The following is a 15,095-nucleotide window of genomic DNA, read 5'->3' as shown; positions in this document are numbered from 1 at the left end:
ATTATAAATATAAAAGAATAAAGGTATATGAAAATGAACCGATTTATAGTGGTTTGTATCCTGTTTTCACAGTTTTTGGCAGCTCAGGAAAAGTATGTATCCCCAATCAGGGAAGGTAATGAACCTGTTACTGCCGGAAAGTTTGCACCAACCTGGCAATCACTGCAGCAATATAAAACTCCGGACTGGTTCCGAAATGCCAAGTTTGGCATATGGGCACATTGGGGGCCTCAATGCCAGCCGGAACAAGGAGACTGGTTTGGGAGATTTATGTATAACGAAGGCAGTGACCAATACAAATGGTTTGTTGAACATTACGGACATCCATCAAAAGTTGGGTTTAAAGAAGTTATTAATGATTGGAAAGCCCAAAATTGGGATACTGAAAAACTTGTAGCATTGTACAAACGTGCTGGAGCCCAATATTTCTTTGCCATGGCAAATCATCATGACAATCTGGATTTATGGGATAGCAAATATCAGGAATGGAACTCTGTACGTGTGGGGCCAAAGAAAGATATTATCACCGGTTGGTCAAAAGCAGCCAAAAAATATAATCTACCATTCGGACTTAGTGTACACGCTTCGCATACATGGACCTGGTTTGAAACATCCCAGCGATCAGATAAAAACGGAGCGCTGGCAGGTGTTCCGTACGACGGAAAGTTTACGAAAGATGATGGTAAAGGCACATGGTGGGAAGGACTTGATCCGAAGGAGCTTTATGCCCAAAATCATCCTTTGAGCGAAAAAAGTGACAAAGATATATTTGCTCTTTGGAATCAGTGGGATTGGGGTAATGGCGCATCAATACCTTCACAGGAGTACTGTGAGAAATTCTATAATCGTACCATAGACCTTATCAATAAGTACAATCCCGATTTGCTTTATTTTGATGATAGCGTATTGCCGCTTTACCCGGTAAGCGATGCGGGATTAAAAATTGCGGCTGATTTCTATAACCATAATATGGCAACCCACAATAACAAGCTGGAGGCTGTCCTGTTCGGGAAAATGCTAAACGAAGAACAAAAAAAATGCATGGTATGGGATGTAGAAAGAGGTGCTCCGGATAAAATCCAGGATCTTTCATGGCAAACTTGTACGTGCATAGGAGATTGGCATTACAGTAAATCAGTTTATGAAAATAATGGATACAAATCTGCAGCTACAGTAATCCACATGTTGGTTGATATTGTCAGTAAAAACGGAAACCTGCTGCTTAATATTCCTGTTAAGGGAGACGGCACGATCGATGATAAGGAAGTAGCAATTCTTGAAAAAATTGCGGTCTGGATGGAGGTAAACAAAGAAAGTATTTTTGATACACGCCCTTGGAAGCTCTATGGTGAGGGACCTGCTTCTGAAGCGATAAAGCCCGTTAACAACCAAAGTTTCAATGAAGGAAAAGTAAAGTTGTCAGCTAATGACATCCGCTATAACCAAAATGGAAGAACTCTTTACGCGACTCTTTTAGGAGTACCTACTGGTAATATTTGGTTAAAAGCACTTGGCAAAAATAAAAATAAGGATAAAATTAAAAGTATTCAGATACTTGGAAGTAAAGAGAAACTTTCGTGGAAACAATATGCAGATTCATTGGTAATTGTAAAACCGAAGATTATTCCGAATGATATCGCACTAGTGCTTAAAATAAATAAAGAATATATGTAGACTTCCTAGTTTTAATCGGTTTTAATGAGAAAAGAATTTTAAAGAATTAGATGTTTTATAATGGATATTAAAGCTTCTATGTAATAACAAGAATCTGAAAACAACAAAAAAATACTATTCGCTAATCAATAGAATAACAATTGTAAAAAATGCAAAATTCATTTAAACGTTACTGTAAAACCATGGATTTGATTAATGACCCTCTATTAATCGAAGCCTATAAAAAAGCGCATGCTAAAGGAGCTGCCTGGCCTGAGATAACACAGGGAATGAAAGAGGTAGGGATTGTTGATATGGAAATTTACCTTCTTGGAACAAAGCTTTTCATGATTATGGATACCGTAGCTGATTTTGATCACGATAAGGCGATGATCAAATTAGCACTAAAACCGCGTCAAAGCGAATGGGAAGCGCATATGTCACAATTTCAGGATAGTGATGCCGAGGCAACCGCTAACCAAAAATGGCAATTAATGGAACGGATTTATAAATTAGATTGATAATTTAAAGATGCTTAATCTTAATAGGAAATTAATAAATGTTGAGGTTATTTATATTAATTTTTTTTACAGAAGCACAGTATCACCCAATCGTGCAAAAAAGAATTGGATTGTGTCCTATAGGCGATGGTATAGTAATATTAAAAAAAAAGTATAAACAAATTTTGTAAAAAAATATTTCTTTATGAAAATCATTTCGTCAGCAGTAATTTTTCTTCTGTACAGTTTTACAATATTGGCACAGGATAATAAAAAAGTGGTAGTTAACACCAACAACCAACCCATTGCCTCAGGCAAGTTTGAACCAACTTGGCAATCTCTTAGCCAATACAAAGTTCCTGATTGGTTTCGCAATGCAAAATTTGGTATCTGGGCACATTGGGGACCACAGTGTCAGCCTGAACAGGGCGACTGGTATGCACGTGGCATGTATGAAGAAGGTTCTGATTACTATAAATGGCATGTGGAACATTACGGTCATCCTTCAAAAGTTGGCTTTAAAGATGTAATTCATGATTGGAAAGCCCAGAATTGGGATCCTGAAAAATTGGTAAAGTTATACAAACGTGCGGGTGCTCAATATTTCTTTGCGATGGCCAATCACCACGACAACCTGGATTTATGGAACAGCAAGTACCAGGAATGGAATTCTGTTCGTGTTGGTCCTAAAAAGGATATTATAAATGGTTGGTCAAAAGCCGCTAAAAAAGAGGGGCTTCCTTTTGGATTGAGTGTACATGCTGCCCATGCATGGATGTGGTACGAAACGGCACAGGGCGCTGATAAATCTGGAGAATTTATCGGTATTCCATACGATGGAAAACTTACAAAAGCAGCTGGAAGAGGCACTTGGTGGGAAGGATTGGATCCTCAGGAATTGTATGCACAAAATCATGAAGTAAGCAAGGGAAAGGGATGGAATTGGGAATGGCAGGATAAAAGCTCATGGCCTTCCCAAGCGTACTGCGAAAATTTTTATAACCGCACTATGGATCTTATTAATTTGTACAACCCCGACCTGCTATATTTTGATGATACAGCACTCCCCTTGTATCCGGTTAGCGATGCTGGTTTAAAAATAGCAGCTCACTATTACAACCATAATATGGCAAGCCACAAAGGTAAACTTGAAGCGGTTTTGTTTGGTAAAATACTCACTGAACAGCAAAAGGAATGTATGGTGTGGGATGTAGAACGTGGAGCACCTGACAAACCACAAGCCAAAGCATGGCAAACCTGCACTTGTATAGGTGATTGGCATTATAATAGAAAGGTGTATGATGAAAACCGTTATAAATCGGCTGAGAGTGTCATTCGTACTCTAGTGGATATTGTCAGTAAAAATGGAAATTTATTACTTAATATTCCTGTGCGTGGAGATGGTACAATTGATGACAAAGAGGTTGCTGTTCTTGAAGGTATTGCAGCCTGGATGGACATAAACAAAGAAAGCATCTTCGACACCCGCCCGTGGAAACTATACGGTGAAGGGCCATCCGTTGATCTATCGAACCCTATTAATAGCCAGGGATTTAATGAAGGAAAAATACAATACTCAGCAAAAGATATTCGATACAATCAGAAAGGAAATGTATTGTATGCTACAGTGATGGGTAAACCAACAGAAAATATTTTATTGAAGTCGCTGGCAAAAAAAGAAGGAACAGGAAAAATCAAAAAAATTGAACTTCTTGGTAGTAAAGAAAAAATTTCCTGGAAACAAGAAGCAGATTCCTTGGTAATTATAAAACCAAAATCTATTCCGAATAATATTGCGATTGTTTTTAAAATAACTATGAAGTAATTGTTTCTAATTTAGAATGATAGTTTCAATATTGTAATGCAATTTTTCTAATATTCAATTTTCAATATGAAAAATAAAATAAAATATGTTGGGTTGATTTTATTTGCTTGTCAGACGGTTTTTGGACAATCATTTCTTGACAAGGCGAAGCAGCCCATTGCATTTTTAAATGAAGAAGTTGTTTTGTCTGAGTCCTGGATAAGGCAGCGGGAGACTGCTAATACAAAGTATATTTATCAGTTTGATACGGATAGGCTACTACACAATTTTAGGATAAATGCAGGAATTGAATCGAAAGCGAAACCGCTTGAAGGTTGGGAGTCGCCTAAAGTCGGATTGCGTGGGCATTTTGTAGGTCATTATTTGTCGGCTTGTGCTTCTTTGATTGAAAAAACGGGTGATACTTTGCTTCAAAAACGTGTGAAATATATGGTTGATGTGCTGGGTGATTGTCAGCAAAAACTTGGTGGTAAATACCTGAGCGCATTCCCCGAAAAAGATTTTACTACACTGGAAACACAATTTAGTGGGGTTTGGGCTCCATACTATACCTATCATAAAATTATGCAGGGAATGCTCGATGTTTATCAGCATACAGGAAATAAAAAAGCCTATGCAATAGTGGTTAATATGGCTGCTTATGTAAAAGAGCGTATGGATAAACTTTCGCCTGAAACTATTGAAAAAATGCTATATACTCCTCAGGCAAATCCCGCAAATGAAGCGGGAGGAATGAATGATGTATTACAGAATTTATTTGAAATTTCCAAAGATTCAACGCATTACAAATTGGCTTGTCTTTTCGATCGTAAGTGGTTCAGCCAACCATTGTATGAGGGGAAAGATATTTTGTCAGGGTTGCATTCTAATACTCATTTGCCTTTGATAATTGGTTTTGCCAAAAGGTATGAAAATACCGGAGACAGCTATTATCGTGATGTTGTTTCTCATTTTTGGGATATGCTGGAACACCATCATTGTTATGTGAATGGTTCCAGTAGTGGTCCAAGGCCTATTGCTACAACTCCAACTGCTCAAACTTCAGAACATTGGGGAAAAACAGATTGTTTAAGTACAACTCTTACTGACAGAACATCTGAGTCATGCGTTTCACATAACACTCAAAAAATTACAAGTATTTTGTTTCGTTGGACTGCCCAACCAGAATATGCTGATGTATATATGAATACGCTTTATAATTCCGTTTTTGCACTACAAAATGCCGAAACTGGATGGAATGTTTATTCTTTGCCATTGGGTTCTCCAAATAAAAAGAGCTTTGCGAGCCCCAGTGAGTTTTTTTGTTGTAACGGAACAACTATTGAAGCGTTTACCAACTTAAATGCTAATATTTATTTTCATAACAATGATAATCTTTGGGTCAATTTGTATGTTCCTTCGACTGTGAAATGGAAATCTAAAGGAATTACTTTGTCACAATCGTCCGATTTTCCGGATAATTCTATTGTAAAATTTAACGTAACGGCTAATAAAACTACGCCATTTGCATTGAAATTATTTATCCCATCCTGGGTTGACGAACAAACTCAGGTTTTGGTAAACGGAGAACCAATTACAACTAATGTAACTCCGATGTCTTATTTTATAATTGACAGAAAGTGGAAAAATGGGGATAAGATAGAAATACGTTTTAATTATCATTTTAATTTAAAAAAAATGCCTGATAATCCAAAAGTAGTTGCACTGTTTTATGGGCCGGTTTTATTAGCATTTCAAGTTAATGAAGAAACAATATTAAAAGGAAATGAGGCAGATATTTTGAAAAATATCTCTAAACGAGAGAATTCTATGTCATTTACATTGAAAAATAATGGAAAAGAATATACACTTCTGCCTTTTTACAAAGTAGCTAATGAGTCGTACGGAGTGTATGCGACTATCCGAAATGAGTATTAGTATCAGCTTGCACTCCTAACACCGGATAACTATAAACTAAAACAGAAAAACTATACTTTTTTGTTTTTTAACCTAATTAAAATAAAATGAAATATAAACTGACCTTCGTTTTGGTACTTGTTTTTAGTGTTATAAATGCACAAACAACCTCAAAAAAATACCATCAATGGGCGTTAACGCCACCTCTTGGGTGGAACAGCTGGGATTGTTTTGGAACAACCGTTACCGAACAGCAGATCAAAGAACAGGCAGATGCGATGGCAAAATACCTTTTACCAAGCGGATACAACTATCTCACAGTGGATATTCAATGGTATGAGCCTGAATCAAAAGGACATGCTTACGACCCGAAGGCGATGCTCACCATGGATGAATATGGCCGCTTAACGCCAGGTCTGAAAAAATTTCCTTCGGCTGCAGATGGAAAAGGTTTCAAACACCTTGCAGACTATGTGCACTCCAAAGGACTGAAATTTGGTATTCATATTATGCGCGGAATTCCTCGTCAGGCTGTCGAAAAAAATACTCCCGTACTCGGGACAAACGTAAAAGCTCAGGATATTGTCATTAAAAGCTCTACCTGTGGATGGAATCCTGATATGTACGGCGTTAATGCCAATAGCCCTGAAGGTCAGGCTTACTATAATTCCATTGTGCAGCTGTATGCCGACTGGGGAGTGGATTTTATCAAGTGTGACGATATTTCACGTCCTTACGATGATGTGCAAAAAGCAGAAATTGAAGCGCTTCGCAAAGCAATAGACAAAACCGGGCGTCATATTCTGCTAAGTTTATCTCCGGGAGCAACGCCGGTTAAAATGGGTGAGCATGTTATGAATCATGCCAATATGTGGCGTATCACCGATGATTTTTGGGATCGCTGGGGTTTGCTGCAAGGCATGTTTGAGCGAATGGATGTGTGGACACCTTTTCGTGGACCCGGACATTTCCCCGATGCTGATATGTTACCCATTGGAATTGTTGAATTCAAACGCCCAACCAATTTCACCAAAAACGAACAATATACGCTTATGAGCCTTTGGGCTATTGGTCGTTCACCACTTATTTTTGGTGGAGATATGACCAGGCTTGACGATTTTACCAGGGAAATGCTCACCAATCCCGAAATGCTCAAAGTAAATCAACACAGTTTAAATAACCGTCAGGTCTCACGCGAAAAGAATCTGATTGTGTGGACGGCCGATGTGCCTAATAGCAAAGACAAGTATGTGGCTCTTTTCAACGCGCAAAGCAAGGGAGAGAATCTTGATTTCAATAATGCCGATTATGTCAGTCCGATAATTGCCGGCAAAGGAAGTTTGCAAAAGGTAGAAGTATCGGTAAAAGAGGGTAAAAAACTTGTTCTCTTTGTGAAAGATGGTGGAAACAGTTCTGATTGGGATCATATCGTTTGGGTCGATCCAGTACTTCACGGATCCAAAGGCGATTTGAAACTGACTGACCTCAAATGGCTGAGCGCAACCTCGGGCTGGGGAGAAGCGAATGTCAATCGTACCTGCGACAATAACCCAATTATTATAAATAATGAAACACGAGAGGGAATTGGTGCTCATGCAGAGTCTGTGATCGTTTATCAATTGCCTGAAGGATATGATTCTTTTACCGCAACCGGTTATGTAACACAGGAAATAGGCTCAGTGAATTTTGGAGTTTTGGTTGATAAAGGAACATTAGATTTTCCCGACAAGGCCAATGTAAAAGTAAACTTTGAAGCTATTAATATAAAAGGCAAAGTAAAAGTGCGTGATTTGTGGAATCACAAAGATCTCGGAACTTTTGATGGAAGCTTTGAGCGTGAATTACCACAACATGGTGCAGGATTGTATAGGATAACTCCTTTGCGATAAGATAATAATCTCTGCAAGGCTTTATTGCTCTAAAACCTATGTTATAAATACCGATGAATGAATATTCAATAATACAAATTAGAAATATAAACACAACAAAATGAAGCGCTTAAATTCATACAAAAGACAATATTTTGCAAAACAGCTAGTATTCTTATTTATACTATTTATAAGTTTTTCAGGATATGCGCAAAATGGCATGGAAAGAAAACAGTTATTTGATTATGACTGGAAATTCTTTTTAGGAGATGCGGCTGAAGCCAAAGCAAACGATTTCAATGACTCGGGCTGGCGTAAACTCGATTTGCCACACGATTGGAGTATTGAAGGAAAAATTCATCCTAAAAATGCTACTGGTGGAGGTGGAGGATATTTTCCGTCAGGAATTGGCTGGTATCGCAAAACCTTTCTGGTACCTGATAATTGGAAAGCAAAAAAAGCTTCTATTTATTTTGAAGGTGTTTATATGAACTCTGAAGTTTTTATCAACGGAAAATCACTTGGTGTTTATCCTTATGGTTATTCCTCATTTAGTTATGACCTTACACCTTATCTGAATTTTGGAAAAGAAAACGTCATTGCGGTACGTGTCGACAATTCACAACAGATGAATAGTAGATGGTACAGTGGATCAGGAATCTATCGCCATGTCTGGATGATGATTACCGATCCTGTACATGTTGCAAATTGGGGTGTTGCTATTTCAACTCCTGAAGTATCTTCAAAAAAGGCTACTGTACTGGTAAAAACTAAGGTTAAAAATGAAACAGCAACTGCCCAGAGAATTGTTGTTAAAACCGATCTTTTGAATAAAAGTTCTAAAAGTGTAGGAAACAATCAGACACAAGTTGAGGTTCCTGCCAATGGCGAGAAGGAAATAACGCAAACCATACAAGTGTCAAGCCCGATGCTTTGGACACCGGAAACACCCAATTTATATCAGGCTCAGACTCAGGTAGTAAAAGATAAAAAAGTGCTGGACGATACTAAAACAAATTTTGGTATCCGTTCCCTAAAATTTACTGCTGAAAATGGATTTCAATTGAACGGAAAAACAGTAAAAATAAACGGCGGATGCGTACACCATGATAACGGTTGCTTAGGCGCTGCTGCTTTTGACCGTGCCGAAGAGCGTAAAATAGAATTGCTTAAAGCCGGTGGATTCAATGCCGTGAGAACTTCTCACAATCCGCCTTCTGAAGCGTTTCTTGATGCCTGTGACAGATTAGGTTTACTTGTAATGGATGAATCTTTCGATTGCTGGAAAATTGGAAAAAATAGTAACGATTATTCTAAGTATTTCAAGGAGTGGTGGCAACGTGATTTGGAAGCAATGGTATTGCGTGATCGCAATCATCCTTCCGTTTTTATGTGGAGTATAGGTAACGAAATACCTGAGAGGGCAGATCCTGAAGCTGTGAAAACAGCCCAAATGCTTTCAGACGCATTAAAGAAAATAGACAATACCCGTCCTGTTACCTCTGCAATTGTAAATAGTGGTAAGAATTGGGAAGTGTTCGATCCGTTGATGGCGGTACACGATGTCGCCGGTTATAATTACAATCTGCATACAGCTCCGGATGATCATAAAAGAGTGCCTTCGCGTATCATCGTTCAAACGGAATCCTATCCTAAAGATGCTTTTAATAACTGGAAACTGGTGCAGGAAAACAATTATGTAATCGGGGATTTCGTTTGGACAGCCATGGATTATTTAGGGGAGTCAGGAATTGGTCGTTATTATTATTCGGGAGAAGTTCCCGGCCAGCATTGGGAAAATGATTTCTTCCCTTATCATGGTGCTTATTGTGGTGATATAGATTTGATTGGCTGGAGAAAACCTATTTCGCATTACAGAAGTATGCTCTATAATAATAACGAAAAATTATACTTGGCAGTTCGCGAACCAGCCCCGGAACCGTTAGAAATCAAAGAAACATGGTGGTCAGTTTATCCAACATGGGAAAGCTGGACCTGGCCGGGTTTTGAAGGAAAAAAAGTTGAGGTTGAGGTATATTCAAAATATCCAAAAGTGAGACTATATCTAAATGGAAAACTGATTGGTGAGCAAAAAACGAGTAAAGAGGAGCAATTTAAGGCTACTTTTTCGATTCCATATGCTACTGGTTTGCTTAAAGCTGTCGGAGTAGAAAATGATAAGGAAATGGAATCAACAATTCTTCAAACTGCCGGTGATGCCTCAAAAATAAAATTGACAGCCGATCGAAAAGAAATACTGGCCAACGGACAGGATTTATCATTCATAACTATTGAAATAACAGATAAGGATGGAATATTTCAACCTAACGCTACCAACCGTTTGAATTTTAAAATTGATGGACCGGGTGTCATTGCCGGAGTAGATAATGCTGATTTGAAAGACTTCCAACAATATGTAGGCGATACACGTAAAGCATGGAAAGGCAGAGCTTTAATAGTGATAAAAAGCAATCATCAGGCTGGTGAAATTAAATTATCGGTATCATCCAATGGACTGGAAGGAAAAAGTATAGTCATTAAATCAATACAAAATTAACATATGAGAGTATCAATAAAACATGGTATTTCTTTACTATTTGTTATTTTAAGTTTAAATATAAATGCGCAGGAAATAATTTCGCCTAATGGGAAAGTAAAAGTTGTTTTGAATTTGTCTGAAAAAAATACTGCACACCATGTTTTTTTTAAGGTATTGTATAAAATTGAAAACAAGTTTACAGAAGTATTACCTGATTCTAAATTAGGCATTAATCGTAGCGATGAACAATTTGCAGATAACTTGCATTTGATTGCCACATCAAAACCTGTCTCAATACACGATTCTTATAAAATGGTTTGTGGTAAACGCCAGCTGTGCGAGAATTTAGGGACTGAAAAGACATTCAGTTTTCAAAATTCCAATCATCAGCCATTGGATATTGTTTTCAGGGTTTATAATGATGGGATTGCATTTCGTTATACTTTTCCAAATCAATCAGACTCAAAAGTTAATGTCATAGGTGAGGCTACAACGTATGTTTTGCCTGATAGCACATCCCGTTGGATGCAGCCTTTCAATCTTGCTTATGAAGGTTTTTATCCATTGGGCAAAACGGGTTTGAACATTGATAAATACCAGGAATGGGGTTTTCCGGCTTTATACAAAGTGAATAATCAGCCAATTTGGGGATTAATTTCGGAGGCAGATATAACAGAAAATAATTGCGGAGCAAAGCTAAGTGATTTAAAAAATACAAATGAATATCAGGTTACATACCCTTCAGCCCGTGATAATTTTCAGCAGACAGGTGTTATGACTACATTACCCTGGAATTCTCAGTGGCACACACTTATCATTGGTAAATTATCAGATATTGTCGAATCAACGTTGATTAGCGATGTTAGCGAACCAAGCCAATTAAAAGATACTGATTGGATTAAACCAGGTGCAGTTTCGTGGATTTATTGGGCAAACAATCACGGTTCTAAAGATTATAAAAAGGTAGTTGAATACGTTGATTTAGCCGTGGAAATGAATTGGCCTTATGTGTTAATTGATTGGGAATGGGATGTAATGAGTAATGGAGGAAATATAACCGATGCCGTAAATTATGCAAAAAGCAAAGGAATAAAACCATTGATGTGGTACAATTCAGGAACAATATGGCTTGACCCGACACCAAATGATCGTTTACTTACAGCAGAAAAACGTGCCAAAGAATTTTCATGGCTCAATAAAATAGGTGTCTATGGAATTAAGGTTGATTTTTTTGCCGGTGACCATCAGGATATGATGACTTATTACATTGACATTCTTAAAGATGCGGCCAAATATCATTTATTAGTAAACTTTCATGGCGCAACAGTGCCGCGTGGCTGGGCTCGTACTTTTCCCAACCTCATGACAACAGAGGCGGTATATGGTGCAGAATGGTACAATAATGATCAGGTATTGACTAATAAAGCTGCAGCTCATAATACGACGCTTCCGTTTACACGAAATGTAATTGGTTCAATGGATTATACTCCTGTTACCTTTTCAGATTCACAACATCCACATATAACATCTTATGCTCACGAGCTGGCTTTGTCTGTTGTATTTGAATCAGGGTTACAGCACTTTGCCGACAGACCTTCAGCCTATGAATCGTTACCAACAGAACCAAAAGACTTTTTAAAACATGTTCCGGTTGCCTGGGACGATACAAAATTAATCGATGGTTATCCGGGGGAAAAAGTTATTATGGCCCGTAAAAAAGGAAAGGAGTGGTATATAGCAGGACTAAACGGAAAAAATGTACCTCAGACTTTACTGGTAAAGTTTGATTTTATTGATAAAGGAGAATATAGTTTTCAGCTTATCAAAGACGGGAAGGATGGTAAATCTTTTTCTTCAGAAATAATAAAGATCAAAAAAGGAAGTAATGTAAAAATTGAATGTCTTCCAGACGGAGGTTTTGTTGGTATATTAAAATAAATGTTTAATGTATTTATTACAGTAGTACAATAAAAGATTGCAGAAAATAGAGAATAGTTGTAATTTTTTAATTTCTAAACACTTACATCAGGTTTGACGAATTACATGATGTACTAAAGCAATTAAATTATGAATATAGAAGCGCAGAAAACAGGGTTTAAAAAAGGGAGATTACTGGCTGTAATCATGCTGTTGTTAAGCAATTATTTACAGGCCCAAACAGCAATGTCGAATATTGAGTCCCGACACTTATCTGGTTTGAATGGTGAGTGGCAGGTTATTCTTGATCCAACCAGAATAGGAGAGTGGAAACAGGTCTGGCTGGAAAAAAAACCGCAAAAGAAAACCGACTTTGTGGAGTATTCCTTTGATGGCGGGCCAATGCTAAAAGTACCTGGCGACTTTAATTCGCAATTACCCGAACTGACTTATTTAGAAGGTATCGTTTGGTACAAAAAGGTATTTCATTACAAATCTAATAATGGAAAAAGGTTATTTCTGCACTTCGGATCGGTAAATTATTTGGCGGACATCTATCTTAACGGTGAAAAAATAGGAAGTCATGAAGGTGGGTTTACTCCTTTTCAATTCGAAATTACGAACAAAGTAAAAGAAGGAGAAAATTCCCTAATCGTTAAAGCAGATAATCAGCGTTTGCAGAATGGTTTGCCCGGCGTTGGATACGACTGGTTTAATTTTGGAGGTATTACCCGTGAGGTTAATTTAATTGAAACCGGTAAAACATTTATAGAAGATTATGCTGTTCAGCTAAAAAAAGGAAGCCTGAATAAGGTACTGGGATGGGTTCAGCTAAATGGGAGCAACGCAAAACAAAAGATTAAACTAAAAATTCCTGAACTCAACAAAACGTACAAAACGGAATCAGATAGTAAAGGGCATGCCAATATAGCGTTTGATTCGAATCTAAAGCTTTGGTCTCCGGAAAATCCTAAGCTTTATAAAGTAATAATTGAAAGTGAAACAGATACCATTGTTGATACAATTGGCTTCAGATGTATTGAAGTACAAGGGAGTAAAGTACTGCTTAATAAAAAAGAAATCTTTTTTAAAGGAGTAAATATCCACGAAGAGAATCCATATAAAGGAACCAGGGCATATTCAAAAGAAGATGCCTTAGTGTTATTGAATTCCGCAAAAGAATTAGGTTGTAACCTTGTTCGTCTGGCGCATTATCCTCATAACGAAAACATGATTAAAGAAGCTGAAAAATTGGGGTTAATGGTATGGAGCGAACTTCCCACCTATCAGCATATCCAATTTTCAGACAGTCTTGTTCCAAAAAAAATGGAAACGATGTTAAAAGAAATGATTCATCGGGACAAAAATCGCTGTGGGGTTGTCATCTGGAGTCTTTCAAACGAAACCTATTCGGGTACACCAAATCGAACTAATGCCCTTATTGAGCTAACCCAAAAATGTAGGGCCATTGATTCAACACGGTTAATTAACCATGTTATCAATACACAATCTTACACCAATAACGCATTCAACGTTTCAGATCCGCTCTATGAATATTCTGATCTGATTTGTATTAATGAATACATCGGTTGGTATATTCCCTGGCAAGGTAAATCATCAAATGTAAAATGGAGCTTCGCTTATCCGGATAAACCGGTATTTATTTCAGAGTTTGGAGCGGAAGCCCTTTACGGAAGTAATGCAGGCCCTGCAGATGAAGCTTCTGGCTGGACAGAAGAATATCAGAAACAAGTTTATATCGATCAGCTGGAAATGTTTAAGACGATTCCAAATTTATGCGGCATCTCGCCGTGGCTGTTATTTGATTATAAATCATTGGGAAGAATGAATCAGGTCTATCAAAAGGGATACAATAGAAAAGGATTGTTATCTGAAAAAGGAGAAAAGAAGAAGGCGTGGTATATTATGAATGACTATTACAAAAGAAGATGAGAAATTCAGTTTTAGAAGAAACAATTTTAGCATTAATTTTTCTGATTACTGCAACTGCTACTCTTTCTGGTCAAAATAAAATTATTGAAGTATGGAATGGGAAAGTGCCGGGTGAAATTAAAGATCCAAATTATAAGCAAATAGTAGATTCTGCACATTACATAAAACTAAGGAATATTTCAAAACCCACTATTGAAGTTTATCCCGCTTCTGCCAATAATAACTCCGGAACCGCTATGGTGGTATGTCCTGGAGGCGGTTATTACGGTGTATCATTTTTAAGTGAAGGAGTTGAAATAGCAAAATGGCTAAATCAGCTGGGGATTACAGCTGCTGTATTACATTATCGCTTGCCTAATGATGCCATTATGGAAAACAAATCCATAGCGCCCCTGCAGGATGGACAAGAGGCAATTCGTATCGTAAGACGAAACGCAAAAGAATGGGGTATCGATCCACATAAAATAGGAATAATAGGTTTTTCGGCAGGAGGACATTTGGCGTCAGCTGTTTCAACTCATTTCAATGAAAAAATATACGATCCGATTGATACTACCAGTGCCCGTCCGGACTTTTCGGTATTAATTTATCCTGTAATTTCTATGGATTCCGCGATTACACATACCGGATCTCGTGAGAATTTATTAGGAAAGCATCCAGCACCAGAATTGGTGAAACATTTTTCAAATGAGTTACAGGTAAGCAAGGAAACACCGCCAGCTTTTTTAATTCATTCAATAGACGATGGCGCCGTTCCGGTACAAAACAGTATTGATTATGCATTGGCTATGAAAAAGTATCATGTTCCTTGTGAACTTCATATTTATCAATCAGGTGGTCATGGATATGGACTTGGAAGGTCGAAAAATACGGAATCCACATGGCCAGAAGCCTGCCGTAAATGGCTTGAAGCAAGAGGTCTGTTACAGGTGAAATAAAAAATT

At 37.7% G+C, this 15,095-nt stretch carries 9 protein-coding genes; all 9 read left to right on the top strand.

Features of this window, described 5'->3' with window-relative positions; all coding sequences use genetic code 11:
* Nucleotides 1-33 precede the first annotated feature (33 nt).
* Complete coding sequence (locus AC6CH4_RS22675) at nucleotides 34-1,674, top strand: alpha-L-fucosidase (RefSeq protein ID WP_498107045.1); 1,641 nt, start codon at nucleotides 34-36, stop codon at nucleotides 1,672-1,674.
* Nucleotides 1,675-1,823: 149 nt separating this feature from the next.
* On the top strand, nucleotides 1,824-2,174 hold the full coding sequence (locus AC6CH4_RS22670; protein ID WP_498107043.1) for an L-rhamnose mutarotase: 351 nt from the start codon (nucleotides 1,824-1,826) through the stop codon (nucleotides 2,172-2,174).
* Nucleotides 2,175-2,358: 184 nt separating this feature from the next.
* Nucleotides 2,359-3,978, top strand: a complete 1,620-nt coding sequence (locus AC6CH4_RS22665; protein ID WP_498107041.1) for an alpha-L-fucosidase — start codon at nucleotides 2,359-2,361, stop codon at nucleotides 3,976-3,978.
* A gap of 66 nt (nucleotides 3,979-4,044) precedes the next feature.
* Nucleotides 4,045-5,895 (top strand): beta-L-arabinofuranosidase domain-containing protein, encoded by a 1,851-nt coding sequence (locus AC6CH4_RS22660; RefSeq protein WP_498107039.1) that lies wholly within the window; start codon nucleotides 4,045-4,047, stop codon nucleotides 5,893-5,895.
* Nucleotides 5,896-5,981: 86 nt separating this feature from the next.
* Nucleotides 5,982-7,763: an NPCBM/NEW2 domain-containing protein gene (locus tag AC6CH4_RS22655; protein ID WP_498107037.1), complete on the top strand. Its 1,782-nt coding sequence runs from the start codon at nucleotides 5,982-5,984 to the stop codon at nucleotides 7,761-7,763.
* Between the two features lie 100 nt (nucleotides 7,764-7,863).
* Entirely contained in the window at nucleotides 7,864-10,299 is a 2,436-nt protein-coding gene (locus AC6CH4_RS22650) for a glycoside hydrolase family 2 TIM barrel-domain containing protein (RefSeq protein WP_498107035.1), read from the top strand.
* A gap of 3 nt (nucleotides 10,300-10,302) precedes the next feature.
* Nucleotides 10,303-12,219: a glycoside hydrolase family 97 protein gene (locus AC6CH4_RS22645; RefSeq protein WP_498107033.1), complete on the top strand. Its 1,917-nt coding sequence runs from the start codon at nucleotides 10,303-10,305 to the stop codon at nucleotides 12,217-12,219.
* A gap of 129 nt (nucleotides 12,220-12,348) precedes the next feature.
* Entirely contained in the window at nucleotides 12,349-14,151 is a 1,803-nt protein-coding gene (locus AC6CH4_RS22640; protein WP_498107031.1) for a glycoside hydrolase family 2 protein, read from the top strand.
* Entirely contained in the window at nucleotides 14,148-15,089 is a 942-nt protein-coding gene (locus tag AC6CH4_RS22635) for an alpha/beta hydrolase (RefSeq protein ID WP_498107029.1), read from the top strand. Before AC6CH4_RS22640 ends, AC6CH4_RS22635 begins: the two co-directional genes overlap by 4 nt.
* Nucleotides 15,090-15,095: the final 6 nt, after the last annotated feature.

It is taken from the genome of Flavobacterium sp. GQ95 (genome assembly GCF_059758655.1).
The sequence above is the reverse complement of the archived record's forward strand: the minus strand, read 5'-3'. Positions and strand labels throughout refer to the sequence as shown.

Bases quoted from the DNA above. Each gene is read 5' to 3' on its own strand.
- AC6CH4_RS22675 (WP_498107045.1), top strand. From the start codon at position 34: ATGAACCGATTTATAGTGGTTTGTATCCTGTTTTCACAGTTTTTGGCA.
- AC6CH4_RS22670 (WP_498107043.1), top strand. From the start codon at position 1,824: ATGCAAAATTCATTTAAACGTTACTGTAAAACCATGGATTTGATTAAT.
- AC6CH4_RS22665 (WP_498107041.1), top strand. From the start codon at position 2,359: ATGAAAATCATTTCGTCAGCAGTAATTTTTCTTCTGTACAGTTTTACA.
- AC6CH4_RS22660 (WP_498107039.1), top strand. From the start codon at position 4,045: ATGAAAAATAAAATAAAATATGTTGGGTTGATTTTATTTGCTTGTCAG.
- AC6CH4_RS22655 (WP_498107037.1), top strand. From the start codon at position 5,982: ATGAAATATAAACTGACCTTCGTTTTGGTACTTGTTTTTAGTGTTATA.
- AC6CH4_RS22650 (WP_498107035.1), top strand. From the start codon at position 7,864: ATGAAGCGCTTAAATTCATACAAAAGACAATATTTTGCAAAACAGCTA.
- AC6CH4_RS22645 (WP_498107033.1), top strand. From the start codon at position 10,303: ATGAGAGTATCAATAAAACATGGTATTTCTTTACTATTTGTTATTTTA.
- AC6CH4_RS22640 (WP_498107031.1), top strand. From the start codon at position 12,349: ATGAATATAGAAGCGCAGAAAACAGGGTTTAAAAAAGGGAGATTACTG.
- AC6CH4_RS22635 (WP_498107029.1), top strand. From the start codon at position 14,148: ATGAGAAATTCAGTTTTAGAAGAAACAATTTTAGCATTAATTTTTCTG.